This is a genomic window from Pseudoalteromonas sp. P1-13-1a (assembly GCF_001401875.1).
Classification (GTDB): domain Bacteria; phylum Pseudomonadota; class Gammaproteobacteria; order Enterobacterales; family Alteromonadaceae; genus Pseudoalteromonas.
Window position 1 is genome coordinate 1 of sequence record NZ_LKDV01000027.1, and the last position, 15,414, is coordinate 15,414.

The following is a 15,414-nucleotide window of genomic DNA, read 5'->3' on the forward strand; positions in this document are numbered from 1 at the left end:
ATGCGTATAATACATCCTTTATTTTTCGAGTCAACACTTAATTTTAAACTTTCTTGCGATGATTTAAAACCTAAGTTTTACTTAACTCTCTGAGCCGTTGTGCCTCGCCATGCGTTGTCCGCTGCGCGTCGCCGTACCCCGTCTCAGTGGGGTCGCATTATAGGGAGAACAGATTTTTACGCAAGCACTTTTTTAAAGAAAAACTAAAAAAAAGCACTGTTCGGTCAATATATAAACTAAACCTTCTATAACAGGTAGTTTTATAACCAAAACAGGCCTTTTCTGGCCACTATTTAAGTGTTGCTGTTACACTCAAACAACTATAACTGGTATTTAAAAGGTATATATATGGCTATCCGTTCTTATAAAGGTATAACTCCCTCTTTCAATTCGTCTGTTTATGTTGATGAATCGTCTGTTTTGGTAGGCGATATTACTATTGGTGACAACTCTAGTTTGTGGCCTCTAGTAGCAGCACGAGGTGATGTTAACTATATACGTATTGGTGAACGTACCAATATACAAGATGGTAGTGTTCTTCATTTATCGCGCGCCACTAAAAACAACCCAGATGGTTACCCACTTATTATTGGTGATGATGTGACAGTAGGACACAAGGTTATGCTGCACGGATGTACACTTGGAAACCGTATACTTGTCGGTATGGGTGCTATTGTAATGGATAATGTAATAGTAGAGGACGACGTTATCATTGGTGGGGGTTCATTAGTACCGCCAAATAAACGATTGGAGTCTGGTTATTTATATGTTGGTAGTCCAGTTAAACAAGCTCGCCCATTAACAGAGCAAGAGCTTGCTTTTTTAAAAGTATCGGCAGATAACTATGTGCAATTAAAAGACGAGTATCTAGCTGAGATCGGCTAGATTCACTTCTATCTGGCCTGCCGAGTTATAACTTTCATCTTCTATAAGTTGCTCGGCACATTCTTCATAATCAAATCGGTACTTATCAAAATGCTGCGTTGCGTGGCTTTCATCTTGAAGCCCTAGCTTTCGTAAATCTATAATACACTCCACCAACATTCCTGTTACTTGTGCATAAAAGACTAATTGGTGGGAAGGTTCTCTGAACTCAAGTCTATCTATAAACTGTATGGCTTGATTCATTTAAGCATGCCTTGTTTAAGTGCTTTAACAACAGGAAGTATGGCTGGCATTTTATTACGCCATACAAAAAATGCCTGTGCGGCTTGACCTACCAACATACCACTACCATCTAACAGCTTAGTATTTGTATTATGCTGTGCAACCCAGTTCATAAACACGGTATTTTGCTGGGAGTAAAACATATCGTAAGCTACATCACAGCGAGTTAAGTGTTTTTTATCAAGCGCCGGAAGTTCGTTATTCATACTGCTTGATGTAGAGTTTACGATTAGTGAGTAATCGCTTACTGGCAAATCATCAAATCCATAGCCTGAAACTTTTCCATATTCAGCAAATAGCAAAGCTAAGTCTTGCGCTTTTTTTGCCGTACGATTAACAATAATGATTTCTGAAGGGTTGTGTTCAAGTAAAGGTAATATTACCCCTCTTGCTGCGCCACCCGCACCAATAATCAAAATACGCTTATTAGTAATTATCGCTTCATTGGCAAGTAAATCGTTTACAAAGCCTACGCCATCGGTGTTATCGCCTAATAACGTGCCATCTTTGCGTTTTTTAAGTGTATTAACGGCACCAACAATTTTAGCAAGCGGGGTGAGTTCATCAGCCATGGCATACGCTTGCTCTTTAAATGGCATAGTTACATTTGCGCCTACCCCGCCTTGCTCAAAAAAGGCAGTTACTGTTTTTTCAAAATCATCGATAGGTGCTAATATTGCGCGGTAGTCGATTTGCTCACCCAAAGATACAGCAAATTGTTTATGTATCGCGGGGGATTTTGAATGTTTGATTGGATTTCCAAAAACCGCATATTTGTCCATTTTAAAACAACCTCTTTGCAGCTATATACTGCCTATTAACGATGATAAGTAATATGATTAAACGACTTTTTTCAAAATCTAAACCAGCCCCTGAGCAACCAGCGCCCACTCCTGAGAAAACACCGTATGAAATAATTGGTGGAGAAGCAGGTACCCGTGCTATTGCTAATAGATTCTACGACATAATGGCCAGCGATGAATACGCCAAACCATTATATGATATGCATCCTCTGCCATTAGATAGAATTCGCCAAGTGTTTTTTGAATTTTTATCAGGCTGGTTAGGCGGGCCTAACCTATTTACTGAAAAGCATGGCCAACCTATGCTACGCAAGCGCCATATGCCGTTTAATATAAATAAAGACCTGCGCGATCAGTGGATGTATTGTATGAATAAAACCCTCGATATAGAAGTAGACAACCCCCTACTGCGTGAAGGGTTAAAGCAATCTTTTGGACAACTTGCCACGCATATGATTAATGAGCACTAATTATTAACTACTTAGCAAAAAGGCGCTGATATGCGCCTTTTTTAACTCATTTTATTATTTACAATTGCCACTCTCTGGCTATTAAATCAGCCTGTTTAGTACTTAGCCACTCTTGTGGACGTAAATAGTATTGATACAAATTAGCCTCTGCGCTGTCGGGCGCGGGCTTATAGTTGTATTCCCAGCGCGCCAGTGGCGGCATCGACATCAATATAGACTCTGTGCGCCCACCGCTTTGCAAGCCAAATAAAGTGCCTCTATCCCACACAAGGTTAAACTCTACGTAACGACCGCGGCGATACAATTGAAAGTCACGTTGTTGCTGTGTAAATTCATCATTTTTACGGCGCTCAATAATAGGTAAGTAAGCATCTAAAAAGCCATTACCAACCGACTGCATAAATGCAAAGCTCTGCTCAAATCCTAACTCGTTTAAGTCATCAAAAAATAAGCCACCCACACCGCGTGTTTCGTCGCGGTGTTTTAGATAAAAATATTCATCGCACCAGGTTTTGTACTTTGGATACACTTGTTCACCAAAAGGTGCACAAATGTCGTGTGCGACTTGGTGCCAGTGTTGTACATCTTCAAAAACGGGGTAAAACGGCGTTAAGTCAAACCCGCCGCCAAACCACCAAATAGGCTCTTCGCCTTCTTTTTCGGCTATAAAAAAGCGTACATTGGCATGACTTGTAGGAACATGTGGGTTTTTTGGATGAATAACTAATGAAACACCACATGCATGAAAGCTTCGCCCTGCAAGCTCTGGCCTATGAGCGGTCGCAGAGCCCGGCATAGATGCACCAAACACATGCGAGTAGTTTACGCCGCCTTGCTCTATTACATTGCCGTTAGTGGTCACTCGGGTACGACCACCGCCACCTTCAGCGCGCTGCCAACTGTCTTCTACAAACTTTGCACTGCCATCAGCCTTCTCTAAGCCTTGGCAAATAGTGTCTTGCAAAGCCATAAAGTAGGCTTTTACTTGTTCTAATAATTCGCTTTGCATATTAACCTCTAAACACTTTGCCGGTCATGGCATCTTTTATTGTACTGGGTTGCGTGTTCCCGCCTAACGGCTCGTCAACATAAAAGCCAACTTGCTCTGCAAATTGCTGCTTCGCCTGTTCAATACTAGTTACCGTGGGCTGACCAGTTAAATTAGCACTAGTAGAAACCAGCGGCTTACCTAATTTCTGGCATAAGCGCTTAACACTTGGATGATTTGTTACTCGTACAGCAATAGTATCAAACTGGCCTGTTAACCATTTAGGCGTATTTTTAGCAGCAGGCATGACCCAAGTAATAGCACCAGGCCAACTAGAAAAAATATCAGCACGCTTATCCATTGGTAGCTTTACATCGTCAACATACTTTAATAACTGACCGTAGTTATCAGCGATTAGAATAAGGCCCTTTTCAACGGGACGCTGTTTTATTTCTAGCAATTTCTCAACAGCTTGCTGATTATCTGGATCACACCCTAAGCCATAAACGGCTTCAGTAGGATATAAAATAACGTCGCCTTGCTCTAAGCAAGATATAGCCGTAGGCAATGTAGAAAGGTCTGACAAAATATGCTCCAGAAATTTGTATTAATCAGTAGTGGTAAGTTTTTGCAGGCAACTTTTTTGTGGGCACTGTAGCACAATACCATTGGCCATTTTTTTCTCAATAACAAGCGGCCAATCGCACTTAGGGCATGGCTTGGCTATGGGTTTGTTATTTAGAGTGTATTTACAACTCGGGTAACAGTCGCATGAGTAAAACGTTTTACCAAATTTATTGCTGCGTGCAACAAGCTGCCCTTTTTTGCATTTAGGGCAGCTAGGTAATACTTCATCGTTATTATTCGGCTCATCATCGTGGGCGATGTAATGACACTCAGGGTACCCTGTACAACCAATAAACATGCCATAACGGCCGTTTTTAACCACCAGCGGTTTTGTGCACTGTGGGCAGGCTGAATCTTCAAGAACTTTAATTTCGTTGCTGTCGTGATGCGCTAATGGACGAATAAAATCGCATTTAGGGTAACTAGCACAACCCAAAAACGGGCCTGTTTTAGAGTTACGGATAACTAATTCAGAACCACATTGTGGGCAGACTTCGTATTCTTTTTCTAAGGCGTGTTTATCCGCCGAGAAAAGCGAATGGTCGATTTTACTCATGAGGTTCCTAATGGGTTGATGAATTTTCGCCTAATATACCCAAACCACTTAAAGATACAAGCTGTGCATATATGTTTAAGTGGTTTGGCATACAATTTTAATGTAGGAGTTCGGTGGGTTCGTCAAATATGAGGTCTTCCATTTGCTCGTAGGCCTCTTCTGAGCCTGGTACGTTAAATAACACCATAAGCACCACCCACTTTAAGTCGTCGAGCGAAATATAAAGTTTATCTAATGCGGCAAGCCGGTCCATGACCATTTCACGGGTTACACTGTTAACCACCCTTATTTGTTCTAAAAACATTAAAAAACCACGGCATTCAACGTTTAACATTTTGCATTCGCTATCGGTAAATATGCGCATTGCTTGGTGTGGCTTTGTAATTAGGTAAGGCGACTCATCGCTGCGTTGCAAATCAGCCAATTGCTCAAGCCAATTTAACGCTTTATAAATTTCGGTCTTATTAAAACCCGCGCGAAGTAATTCATCGGTAAGCTCGTTTTCTTCAATATAAATATCAGCTTCACTGTGAATGTAGTTTTCAAAAAGATACATGAGAATATCAAACATATTACCTTCCTGTGCTTAGCTTTATATACCCGTCTAATACTCGCTCTATTTCATCGTCTAATTCTAAATCGAGTAACCTTGCCAACACTTTATCGATTGGCCACTTAGTGCGATTTACAATTTCATCAACACTCGTCACCTCATACCCTATACTATTTAACACCTCACATTGCGGCTGTTTACTTACAGGTTCCTCTTTATTATATAGACCGCTTTGGTAAGAAAAGCTCACCTCATCTAAAATATCTGTTACATTTTCGACTAACTTAGCGCCCTGCTTTATTAAAAAATGACTCGCTTGCGATAAAGGGTTTTTAATAGAGCCCGGCACAGCAAAGACCTCTTTATTTTGCTCAATAGCGTAACGCACCGTAATTAATGAACCGCTTTTGATTTCAGCCTCTACAATAACCACGCCTAAAGACAACCCCGATATAATACGGTTTCTGCGCGGAAAGTTATGCGCATTAGCAGCGGTCCCCGGTAAAAACTCACTGATTAATAAGCCATGCTCTAATACTTGGTCTGTTAATAATTTATGGCGTTTGGGGTAGTAAATATCAACCCCAGTCCCTAATACACCAATTGTATTGCCATTATTGGCTAATGCCCCTTTGTGCGCGGCACCATCAATTCCCCGCGCCATGCCCGAGGTAACAGTAATACCGGCTAAAGTAAGCTGATATGCAAGCTCCGAAGCTATTTCAAGCCCCGTAGGTGTTGCGTTTCTACTACCAACTATGGCCACTTGAGGACTAGATAATAGCGCTATATCGCCTTTGCAAAATAGTAATAAAGGGGCACTGGCTATGTGTTTTAATTCAGCGGGGTAAAGCGCATCAAAAATACATACTACCGTAATGTTCAGCTGCTGAATTTGTTGCTCGTAATGGTTTACTTGCTGCCAGTTTGTATTGAGTAAGTTGCAGGCTTGGTTTTGGGTTAGGCCAAGCTGTTGTAATTCACTTTGGTTTAAATCAAATAATGATTCGAGGGGGTGAGTATGTGATAAGGCTAGCAGTGTTTTAATACCTAAGCCTTTACACATATAAAAGGCAAGCCAGTGGGCTAGCTTGCCAGATGACTGATCCATGCTCTCTCCTAGAGCACCGACTCGCTACAACTTAATGAATTACTACACTATCTCCAACGCGAATTGGGTGCTGATTTTTTGTTATTAATGCATAACTTACTTTGTCATACACTTTAAATACTATTAACTCACCCACTTTTTCGTATGGCATTGTCCATGTTGTGGTGTCTTCATTTGGCTCGCTACCAAAAAATTCACCCGCATCAGATAAAAGCTTTTCAAACTTGCTCGAATCCTCTGGATAACGCGGTCCTCGCGGGCCATCAATAACAGTGGGTGATTGGCGTTCTAAATCGAGGATATGACCAACTTCTATTTGTTGCTCAGCACCTAAGTTTAGCACCACTACATCCATTGTGCTGAATTCTCTTACTTGGCGTGGAGATGCAATAACACGCCCTGATACACTTTGCTGTGGACGATGCATATTAAAGTACGCTGGTAACATTTGTCCTTGCATTGCGGGAAGTAAAAAATCACCTTGTTGAATCTCTTGCTTTACTGACTCAACACGTAAAGAGGACGGAACCCCATTGCTTTCATCGCCCGTTCTAAATGCACGAGCCATGCCTACATACGTAGCGCGAGTAGCTAGCTCTTCACCAGTTTGGGTATCGATGTAAGGTTCGCCTTTGTGATAAATAGCATACGCTTTATGCACTTTTAAATCGCCCTTGGCGTATAAAATATGACCTAACGTTTGCGTTTTAGTATTTTCGTTTGCCCCTAAAATATACGGCTTATCATCTATGTCATCGCTGTTAATCGCTTGCTCATAACTTAAATAAGGTTTAATTATTTCAAGTGGCAAAGTGGTAATGGCGTTATTACCTTTTGGTGTAATACGCCCCTGTGGCGATAATTTTCTGTACGCTTTATTAATGACTAAACGCGGGTTACCGTCGGCGTCATACACTAACGCGAGTGCATCGCCTGGATAAATCAGGTGCGGGTTATCTATTTGCGGGTTCATTTGCCAAAGCTCTGGCCACAGCCATGGCTCTTCTAGATAAATGCCGGAAATATCCCAAAGGGTATCGCCTTTTTTTACAACATATTGTTTTGGAGCATCTTTTTTTATTTGTAAAACATCAGCAACTGCTGGAAAGGCAGTGCTTAGTGCAAACATAATTGCAGCCAATTGGGATTTCATTGGGCTTCCTTGTATTGTTTTTTCATTATTATTGACCAAAACCTGTTAAAGGGGAACGCGAATGGCTAAAATAAGAGCATACAATACCCTAAATTAAGCACAAGTGTAAAAAGGTAACTATGGCTAGGTTAGAAGTTTTAAGATTTCCAGATGAGCGTTTACGTACGGTAGCAAAAGAAGTTGCACAGGTTGATGACAACGTTCGCCAAATAGTAAAAGACATGCTAGAGACAATGTACGATGAAAACGGCATTGGGCTAGCTGCTACACAGGTTGATATTCATCAACGTATTGTGGTGATCGACGTATCAGAAGAACGCGACGAACCACTGGTTTTAATTAACCCACAAATTATTAAAAAAGATGGTTCAACAATTAGCGAAGAAGGCTGTTTATCAGTGCCTAACTCTTACGCAAAAGTAGACCGTGCTGAAACCGTAACCGTTGCTGCTCTTAACGAAAACGGTGAAGAATTTGTACTAGATGCAGATGAGTTATTAGCTATTTGTATTCAACACGAACTCGATCACTTACAAGGTAAACTATTTATTGATTACCTATCGCCATTAAAGCGTCAACGTATTCGCAAAAAGCTTGAAAAAGAAGCTAAATTTGCCGCGAAGTAATAAGCACCTTAGGAAAACTCAGTGACAAAACCACTACGCATTATATTTGCCGGTACGCCGGACTTTGCCGCTCGTCACCTACAAGCGTTAATTCAAAGCGAACACCAAATTGTTGGTGTTTACAGCCAACCAGACCGTCCTGCTGGGCGGGGTAGAAAGCTAAAAGCCAGTGAAGTAAAAGCGCTTGCGCTTGAACATGAACTACCTGTTTTTCAGCCACAATCATTAAAAAATGAAGAGGCCCTAACAGAGCTTAAAAGCTTAAATGCCGATATCATGATTGTGGTGGCTTATGGCTTAATTTTACCCAAAGCCATTTTGGAGGCGCCACGCTTAGGGTGTTTAAATGTGCATGGCTCTATTTTACCGCGCTGGCGCGGTGCTGCGCCAATACAGCGGGCAATTTGGGCTGGCGATGAAGAAACCGGTGTAACCATAATGCAAATGGATGAAGGGCTTGATACCGGCGACATGTTACATATTAGCCGCTGCCCTATTGCTGCAGATGAAACCAGTGCCAGCTTATACACTAAACTAGCTGAACTTGGTCCCGGAGCGCTTATTCAAACCGTTAATAAGTTAGCCAATGGCGAACTTACTGCTGAGCCACAAAACGACGAGCAGGCAAATTACGCTAAAAAGCTTTCAAAAGAGGAAGCAAATATTGATTGGACAATGGATGCCGTTCAAATTGAGCGTAATATTCGTGCGTTCAATCCATGGCCTGTGTGCTTTACTCAAATGGGTGAGCAAAGCGTAAAAATTTACCAAGCTTCAGTCGTTGAACAAACAGGCAGTGCCGGCGAAGTTTTATCAAGCGATAAAAACGGCATTGTAGTGGCATGTGGTAAGCAGGCATTGTGTATTACACAGCTGCAACCACAAGGAAAAAAACCAATGGCAATTAGCGACTTTTTAAATGGTCGTAGTGACTGGGTAACACCAGGCACCGTATTAGGCGAAAACAATGAGTAATGTTCAAAACGTACGTGCGCTTGCCGCAGAAACTTTATATAACGTGGTTGATAAAGGCGCATCGCTAAATCAAGAACTGCCATTTGCCAGTCAAGGGCTGCCCCCGAAAGACAAAGCACTATTACAGCAAATTTGTTATGGCGTATTACGCTACCTACCTAGCCTTGAAAACTACTGCCAACATTTAGTAGAGCAGCCACTTAAGGGTAAACGCCGTATTTTTCAGTTTTTGTTGTATGTAGGTATTTATCAGCTGCAGCATATGCGCGTGCCACCGCATGCCGCTATTTCAGAAACCGTTAATGCACTAGGCCAAATGCGTGCATTAGGTTTAAAAGGCTTAATCAACGCTATTTTGCGAAGTTTTCAGCGCCAACAAAGCGAGCTGGAAGAAAAAGCCAAGCAAATACCAGTGTGTTTATATAACCATCCAAACTGGTTTATTAAGCAAGTGCAAGCTGCCTACCCAGACAACTGGGAAGCGCTTCTTGAAGAAAACCAACAACAAGCTCCTATGTGGTTACGTGTTAATCAAGCCCAATACAGCACGCAACAATACAGCGAAATGTTAACGGCTAACGATATTGAACACACATTAAATCCAGAGTTTGTTGATGGTATTAAACTAGCTAAGCCACGTGATGTATTCTCACTGCCAGAATTTGATGTGGGCGCCTGCTCGGTGCAAGATGCTGCAGCGCAATTAGCCGCACGTTTTTTGGCTCCTCAAGCTGATGAATACATTTTAGATGCCTGTGCAGCACCTGGCGGTAAAACATGTCATATATTAGAGCTTGCCGATGCAGAAGTATTAGCACTTGATAGTGACGCCACTCGTCTAGAGCGTGTTAAACAAAATTTGACCCGTATCGGCTTAGGCGCAGACCTACAATGTGCAGACGCCTCGCAGCCGCACACATGGTGGGACGATCAACAGTTTGACCGTATTTTATTGGATGTGCCGTGTTCGGCAACCGGTGTTATACGCCGCCACCCAGATATAAAATGGCTTCGCCGCGCATCAGACATTGAAGATTTAGCTAAACTACAAAGCGATATACTCAATAGCATTTGGCCGCTACTCAAGCCAGGTGGCACTATGATATACGCAACCTGTTCGGTACTGCCGCAAGAGAACCAACAGCAAGTCGCTAAATTTTTAGCTAATAATAGTGACGTTGAGCATATACCACTGCACGACAACGACACGGTTATCAACCCTGGTTTACAATTACTACCAGGTGAAAGCGACGGATTTTATTACGCTAAGCTAGTTAAAAAAGCCTAATAGCCGTACACTCAATAGCCATTTATTAAACAGTAAATGGCTATTTTTTAATTAAACAGTAATTCGGGTAAATAATGAAAATAATCATACTCGGTGCCGGACAAGTCGGTGGTACGCTTGCTGAAAACTTAGTTGGCGAACAAAACGAAATAACCGTTGTTGATATAGATGGCAACCGCTTACGAGAGCTGCAAGATAAGTACGACTTACAAGGGGTTGCTGGTCACAGTGCCCATCCAGACGTACTCAGACGTGCGGGTGCTGAAGACGCCGACATGATTATTGCAGTAACCAGCTCAGATGAAGTCAATATGGTGGCGTGCCAAGTTGCGTATAGTATTTTTAATACGCCAACTAAAATAGCCCGTATCCGATCAGAGCAATATTTAAAATACCGCGAAAAACTATTTCATAACGACGACCTTCCGGTTGATCATTATATTGCCCCCGAAGCGCTTGTTACCAAATATATTCGCCGTTTAATAGATTACCCAGGCGCACTGCAAGTACTGCAATTTGCCGATGGTATGCTCTCACTTGTAGCAGTAAAAGCCTACTATGGCGGCTTATTAGTCGGTTATGCGCTTTCTGCTTTAAAAGAACATATTCCGAATGTAGAAACTCGCGTAGCAGCGATTTACCGCCAAGGTAAAGCCATAAAACCACAAGGGACCACAGTAATCGAAGCGGACGATGAGGTATTTTTCATTGCTGCCACTAAACATATTCGCGCCGTTATGAATGAGCTGCAAAAGCTTGAACGTTCCTACAAAAAAATTATGATAGCTGGTGGCGGTAACATTGGTGCAGGCCTTGCTCGTTCACTCGAAAAAAACCACAGCGTTAAGTTACTAGAGCGTAGTAAAGAGCGTGCAGAACAACTTTCTGAAATGCTCGATAACACCGTTGTGTTTTGTGGTGACGCCTCAGACCAAGAGTTACTTTCAGAAGAGCACATAGAGCAAGTTGATGTATTTATTGCCGTAACCAACGACGATGAAGCAAATATAATGTCGGCCATGCTTGCAAAACGCATGGGCGCACAAAAAACCATGGTGCTTATACAGCGTGGGGCATATGTTGATTTAGTGCAAGGAGGTGAAATAGATATTGCTATATCACCACAACAAGCAACTATTTCAGCGCTGCTAACGCACGTGCGCCGTGGCGATATTGTTAACGTGTACTCGTTACGTAAAGGGGCAGCAGAGGCTATTGAAGCCGTGGCCCATGGCGATGAAAACACATCAAAAGTAGTTGGTCGTGCTATCGCCGATATCAAGCTACCTGCAGGTACAACAATTGGCGCTATTGTACGCAATGACGACGTACTAATAGCCCACGACGACACTGTTATTATGTCTGGCGATCACGTTATTATGTTTTTAATTGATAAAAAGCACATCAATGTAGTCGAAAAGCTATTCCAAGTGAGTGCTATATTTTTATAGTTAAACACAAAAAAGCCGCTGACTAAGGCGGCTTTAGTGGAGTATGTTTTTTTGCTTACTAAGCTTCCTTGCTCAGCAACTAAGACTTACTGTACTTTTGAAAATTCTTGCTCAGAAATTTCACCATTACCGTCAGTGTCTAACTGGTCAAAAATTTTCACTAGCTGTGAATTTACCTGCGCTTCTTGCTTTGAAATTGCACCATCACCGTCGGCATCAAACGAGGCAAAATCGACTGCAGCATACGCCACTGATGAAGAAGCTAATGCGATAACGGCAAGGGCTGTATTGAATGTTTTCATAATTGTGTCCTAATTAAGAGGAAATCCTTTTCTGAGATCCATGAGTTTAAAAAATTAACTAAAAGTGCTTTTGACAATTTACATTATCAAGTATTTATACAAATTAAAGATTAGTACTTAGAGAACTCTTGTTTTGAAAGCTCACCATTTCCATCGGTATCTAGTTCAACAAATTCAGCCATTAAATCCGCATCAACCGATGCTTCAGCTTGGCTGATTGCACCATTGCCATCTACGTCTAACGTATCAAAATCTGTTGCTGCAATTGCAGCTGAAGAAGAGGCAATTGCTATTAGTGCCAGCGCTTTATTTAAATGCTTCATAATTTAATCCTTCAATATACAAGTTACTTAAGTTTAATAAGTCATATTTTTAAATTAATGATTTTCACATCCTTGTTATCCTTTTTCGTAAGCTCCCTTGCCTACTTAGGTTGTCATTGGCAACTCAGGATTGTTATCACATATTAAGCTTTTGAAAATTCTTCTTTTGATAACTCACCATTTTGGTCAGTATCTAATTCTGAGAACATACTCATCAGTTTTGCATCAATAGATGCTTCTGATTTGCTGATTGTGCCGCTGCCATCTACATCTAACGTATCAAAATCGGTTGCTGCAAATGCTGCTGATGATGAAGCTAGGGCGATAAGTGCTAAAGTTTTATTAATGCTTTTCATAATATAATTCCTTCAAGTATATGTGTGCGATTAAGTGGTTTACTTTAAATCACGTTTGTTCAGTACAACCAGACTATTACAACTTAAATGCCAGTTTTTAAAACATTATATTTTTCATATAGTTAAAATAGGTTTTAGCGATTTTTAATAAATTGAGGCGATTTTTTTGTTGCAAACTAGCAACAAGAAGAATTACTTATTTTATAAGTGCAATTAATTCAATAACTTACACATAATAAAAAAGCTACAATTTTTAGCTTAAATTGCAACAGTGATAAGTTTTCAAGAAAGGAGGCTAAAATTTAGGTGTAAGGGGAGCTAAAATATAAAATTAGCTTACTAGTAAAAGACAGCTATATGATTGATTTTATAGTAATAAAAAATTAATTTTTGTGTTTTTTAAAAAATTTTATGGTCATTAAAGTAAAAAACGACCATTTGTTGCTATTAAGCGAAACCGCTTAATCTAATGGCAGCTCGAGTATAGCGGGATCAATAAAATGCTCTTTCATAAACGCCTTCATTTCCTCTTCACTGGCTAAAAGCTTAATACCGCAATTAACCCCCGCGGCGTGCGGTTTTACACTGCATATTTCGCCAGTAAATGCTTTATTGTTGGTATCAACCGTCACCGTACATTGCATATCTTTTATATTTTCGTCGCTTTGATCGCCGCGTACATCAAACATCACCCCGGTAAGCGAAATATCTTTAATCACCCCTTCAAGTACTCTATCGTCACTGAGCGTTAATTTTGCAGGTAATAAGGTCGGTATGCGTGTTTGCGCGCGCAAAGCAAATAACTGAACTTGTGTAGGGTAATTAATAAAAATGAGCCTAGTAGGATGTGAAGCTATCGACATCACCTGCTGCCTAAATGCTATTACTTGCCCGCCACTGCCTTCAATAACCGCTCTTACTACGACCATTACACCGTCACGCAAATAATCATTAGCAGCAGGTAATCGTTTTGAACTTGGGTAATTTAAAATAATAAACTTGTTTTCTAGCAAACCAATAAACTCTGTTTTTACACGTTTACTACTAGTAGGCGTAACAATTTCCAAGTCGACTACTCGCCCTGTTGTTAACTGGTGTAATTTATCTAAATTAGAATGTGGCATGCCTGTTCCTAAGCATCATTTATATATTATTACCCACGCCAAAAGGTCGGCGTAAATAGCACGAGTAAGGTAAATATTTCTAAGCGACCAAATACCATGGCAATCGTTAATAGCCATTTAGCACCATCGCTCACTGCCCCATAGTGCGATGCAACATCACCTAAGCCCGGGCCTAAATTATTTAAACACGCCGCTGTAGCCGAGAACGCGGTAATGTTGTCCATACCGGTTCCCATTAGCGCCAGCATTATAATAATAAACACCAATGCATACGCTGAGAAAAACCCCCATACGGCTTCGACTACTTTATCGGGTAAGGCTTTACGACCCAGCTTAATAGAGTATATAGCGCGTGGGTGCACTAAGCGGTTAAGCTCACGTATGCCTTGTAGGTATAGTAAAAACACGCGTACGACTTTCATACCACCACCGGTTGAACCTGCACAGCCACCTATAAAGCTCGAAAAAATAAGTAATATAGGCAAAAACAACGGCCATGTGGAAAAGTTGTCGGTAGCAAAGCCGGCTGTGGTACTCATAGAAACAGCCTGAAACAAGGCTTGGTCGAGTGTTTCATCGCCATCGGCAAATATTTCGTTAGATGAAAGCACGGTAAAACAAATAACCACCAGCGCTAACTGTATCAGTAAAAAAACTTTAAATTCGGGGTCGCGAATGTACACCTGAATATTACGACTTGCTACTGCCGCGTAGTGCAACGAAAAGTTAACCGCAGCAATAATTAAAAAGAATACACAAATAAAATTAATCACAGGGCTGTCGAAGTGCCCTATTGAGGCATCGTAAGTAGAAAACCCGCCAATCGCCACGGTAGAAAACGCATGGCATATGGCATCAAACCACTCCATTCCTGCCGCCCAATAGGCCAACATGCACGAAATAGTTAGTGACACATAAATGTACCAAAGGTGCTTTGCGGTATCGGCAATGCGGGGGGTCATTTTTGAATCTTTTACAGGACCTGGGATCTCAGCTCGGTATAACTGCATACCACCGACCCCAAGCATAGGCAGTATAGCAACAGCAAGTACAATGATACCCATACCGCCAAACCACTGTAATTGCTGGCGATAAAACAAAACAGACTTAGGCAGGTATTCAATACCGGTAAGTACAGTGGCACCAGTTGTTGTAAGGCCCGAAAAGGCCTCAAACACCGCATCGGCCATAGATAAGTTAGGCTCTTGTAAAAAAATCAGCGGTAACGATGCAAACGCCCCTAGTACCAGCCAAAACAAGACAACAATTAAAAAGCCTTCGCGCGCTTTTAAGTCGCCGTTTTCATGCCTGTTTGGGTAATAGGCTGTTAAACCAATTACCACACTAAATATAAACGCTAATACAAAAGGAACACCGCCACCATCTTTATAAAATAAAGACACCACCGCAGGTGGCACCATGGTAATACTAAACAGCGCAACTAGTTGGCCAAGGATTTTTATGATGGTACGAAATTGCATGTAGCTTATCGCTTTTATTATTAGTAAATATAAGTGTGTAATACCAATCCGCAATAATAT

General features: G+C 41.3%; 19 protein-coding genes. 6 read left to right on the top strand and 13 right to left on the bottom strand.

The window, feature by feature from the left end; translation table 11 throughout:
- The first annotated feature begins 348 nt into the window (after positions 1–348).
- Complete coding sequence (locus tag AN391_RS15130; protein ID WP_055016178.1) at positions 349–885, top strand: gamma carbonic anhydrase family protein; 537 nt, start codon at positions 349–351, stop codon at positions 883–885.
- Here AN391_RS15130 and AN391_RS15135 read toward each other — a convergent pair.
- Together AN391_RS15135 and aroE are read right to left on the bottom strand one after the other, a co-directional pair.
- The gene (locus tag AN391_RS15135) at positions 868–1,128 is read right to left on the bottom strand and encodes a DUF1488 domain-containing protein (protein WP_055016179.1); all 261 of its coding nucleotides are present in this window, start codon (positions 1,126–1,128) and stop codon (positions 868–870) included. The genes AN391_RS15130 and AN391_RS15135 overlap by 18 nt on opposite strands.
- On the bottom strand, positions 1,125–1,949 hold the full coding sequence (gene aroE / locus AN391_RS15140) for a shikimate dehydrogenase (protein WP_055016180.1): 825 nt from the start codon (positions 1,947–1,949) through the stop codon (positions 1,125–1,127). The genes AN391_RS15135 and aroE overlap by 4 nt, the downstream gene beginning before the upstream one ends.
- A 53-nt stretch (positions 1,950–2,002) precedes the next feature.
- Between aroE and AN391_RS15145 the strand changes: the two genes are divergently transcribed.
- Positions 2,003–2,440 carry a group II truncated hemoglobin gene (locus tag AN391_RS15145; protein WP_055016181.1) on the top strand — a complete coding sequence of 146 codons (438 nt, stop codon included), beginning with the start codon at positions 2,003–2,005 and terminating at the stop codon, positions 2,438–2,440.
- 58 nt (positions 2,441–2,498) lie between these two features.
- On the opposite strand, the gene hemF is transcribed toward AN391_RS15145, so the two are convergent.
- The 6 genes from hemF to AN391_RS15175 all read right to left on the bottom strand — a co-directional run bounded on the left by hemF (position 2,499) and on the right by AN391_RS15175 (position 7,428).
- Complete coding sequence (gene hemF / locus AN391_RS15150; RefSeq protein ID WP_055016182.1) at positions 2,499–3,449, bottom strand: oxygen-dependent coproporphyrinogen oxidase; 951 nt, start codon at positions 3,447–3,449, stop codon at positions 2,499–2,501.
- Position 3,450: 1 nt separating this feature from the next.
- Positions 3,451–4,014 carry an L-threonylcarbamoyladenylate synthase gene (locus AN391_RS15155; RefSeq protein ID WP_055016183.1) on the bottom strand — a complete coding sequence of 188 codons (564 nt, stop codon included), beginning with the start codon at positions 4,012–4,014 and terminating at the stop codon, positions 3,451–3,453.
- A gap of 21 nt (positions 4,015–4,035) precedes the next feature.
- A complete protein-coding gene (locus tag AN391_RS15160) occupies positions 4,036–4,611 on the bottom strand; it encodes a type I DNA topoisomerase (RefSeq protein ID WP_055016184.1) in 576 nt (191 codons plus the stop codon).
- A gap of 97 nt (positions 4,612–4,708) precedes the next feature.
- Entirely contained in the window at positions 4,709–5,182 is a 474-nt protein-coding gene (locus AN391_RS15165; protein WP_055016185.1) for a DUF494 family protein, read from the bottom strand.
- Between the two features lies 1 nt (position 5,183).
- Positions 5,184–6,275 carry a DNA-processing protein DprA gene (gene dprA, locus AN391_RS15170; RefSeq protein WP_055016186.1) on the bottom strand — a complete coding sequence of 364 codons (1,092 nt, stop codon included), beginning with the start codon at positions 6,273–6,275 and terminating at the stop codon, positions 5,184–5,186.
- 31 nt (positions 6,276–6,306) lie between these two features.
- On the bottom strand, positions 6,307–7,428 hold the full coding sequence (locus tag AN391_RS15175) for a LysM peptidoglycan-binding domain-containing protein (protein WP_055016187.1): 1,122 nt from the start codon (positions 7,426–7,428) through the stop codon (positions 6,307–6,309).
- Between the two features lie 119 nt (positions 7,429–7,547).
- On the opposite strand from AN391_RS15175, the gene def reads away from it, so the two are divergent.
- From def to trkA, 4 genes are all read left to right on the top strand, one after another.
- The gene (gene def, locus AN391_RS15180; protein ID WP_055016188.1) at positions 7,548–8,054 is read left to right on the top strand and encodes a peptide deformylase; all 507 of its coding nucleotides are present in this window, start codon (positions 7,548–7,550) and stop codon (positions 8,052–8,054) included.
- Positions 8,055–8,075: 21 nt separating this feature from the next.
- Entirely contained in the window at positions 8,076–9,029 is a 954-nt protein-coding gene (gene fmt / locus AN391_RS15185; RefSeq protein WP_055016189.1) for a methionyl-tRNA formyltransferase, read from the top strand.
- A complete protein-coding gene (rsmB, locus tag AN391_RS15190) occupies positions 9,022–10,317 on the top strand; it encodes a 16S rRNA (cytosine(967)-C(5))-methyltransferase RsmB (protein WP_055016190.1) in 1,296 nt (431 codons plus the stop codon). Before fmt ends, rsmB begins: the two co-directional genes overlap by 8 nt.
- 74 nt (positions 10,318–10,391) lie before the next feature.
- Positions 10,392–11,768, top strand: coding sequence for a Trk system potassium transporter TrkA (gene trkA / locus AN391_RS15195; protein ID WP_055016191.1), 1,377 nt, complete (start codon positions 10,392–10,394; stop codon positions 11,766–11,768).
- Positions 11,769–11,854: 86 nt separating this feature from the next.
- On the opposite strand, the gene AN391_RS15200 is transcribed toward trkA, so the two are convergent.
- The 5 genes from AN391_RS15200 to AN391_RS15220 all read right to left on the bottom strand — a co-directional run bounded on the left by AN391_RS15200 (position 11,855) and on the right by AN391_RS15220 (position 15,354).
- Positions 11,855–12,070, bottom strand: coding sequence for an EF-hand domain-containing protein (locus AN391_RS15200; RefSeq protein WP_055016192.1), 216 nt, complete (start codon positions 12,068–12,070; stop codon positions 11,855–11,857).
- Between the two features lie 110 nt (positions 12,071–12,180).
- Positions 12,181–12,393: a calmodulin gene (locus tag AN391_RS15205; protein WP_055016193.1), complete on the bottom strand. Its 213-nt coding sequence runs from the start codon at positions 12,391–12,393 to the stop codon at positions 12,181–12,183.
- 143 nt (positions 12,394–12,536) lie between these two features.
- A complete protein-coding gene (locus AN391_RS15210) occupies positions 12,537–12,749 on the bottom strand; it encodes an EF-hand domain-containing protein (RefSeq protein WP_055016194.1) in 213 nt (70 codons plus the stop codon).
- 461 nt (positions 12,750–13,210) lie between these two features.
- The gene (locus AN391_RS15215; RefSeq protein ID WP_055016195.1) at positions 13,211–13,873 is read right to left on the bottom strand and encodes a flagellar brake protein; all 663 of its coding nucleotides are present in this window, start codon (positions 13,871–13,873) and stop codon (positions 13,211–13,213) included.
- A gap of 29 nt (positions 13,874–13,902) precedes the next feature.
- Entirely contained in the window at positions 13,903–15,354 is a 1,452-nt protein-coding gene (locus AN391_RS15220; RefSeq protein WP_055016196.1) for a TrkH family potassium uptake protein, read from the bottom strand.
- Positions 15,355–15,414 lie beyond the last annotated feature (60 nt).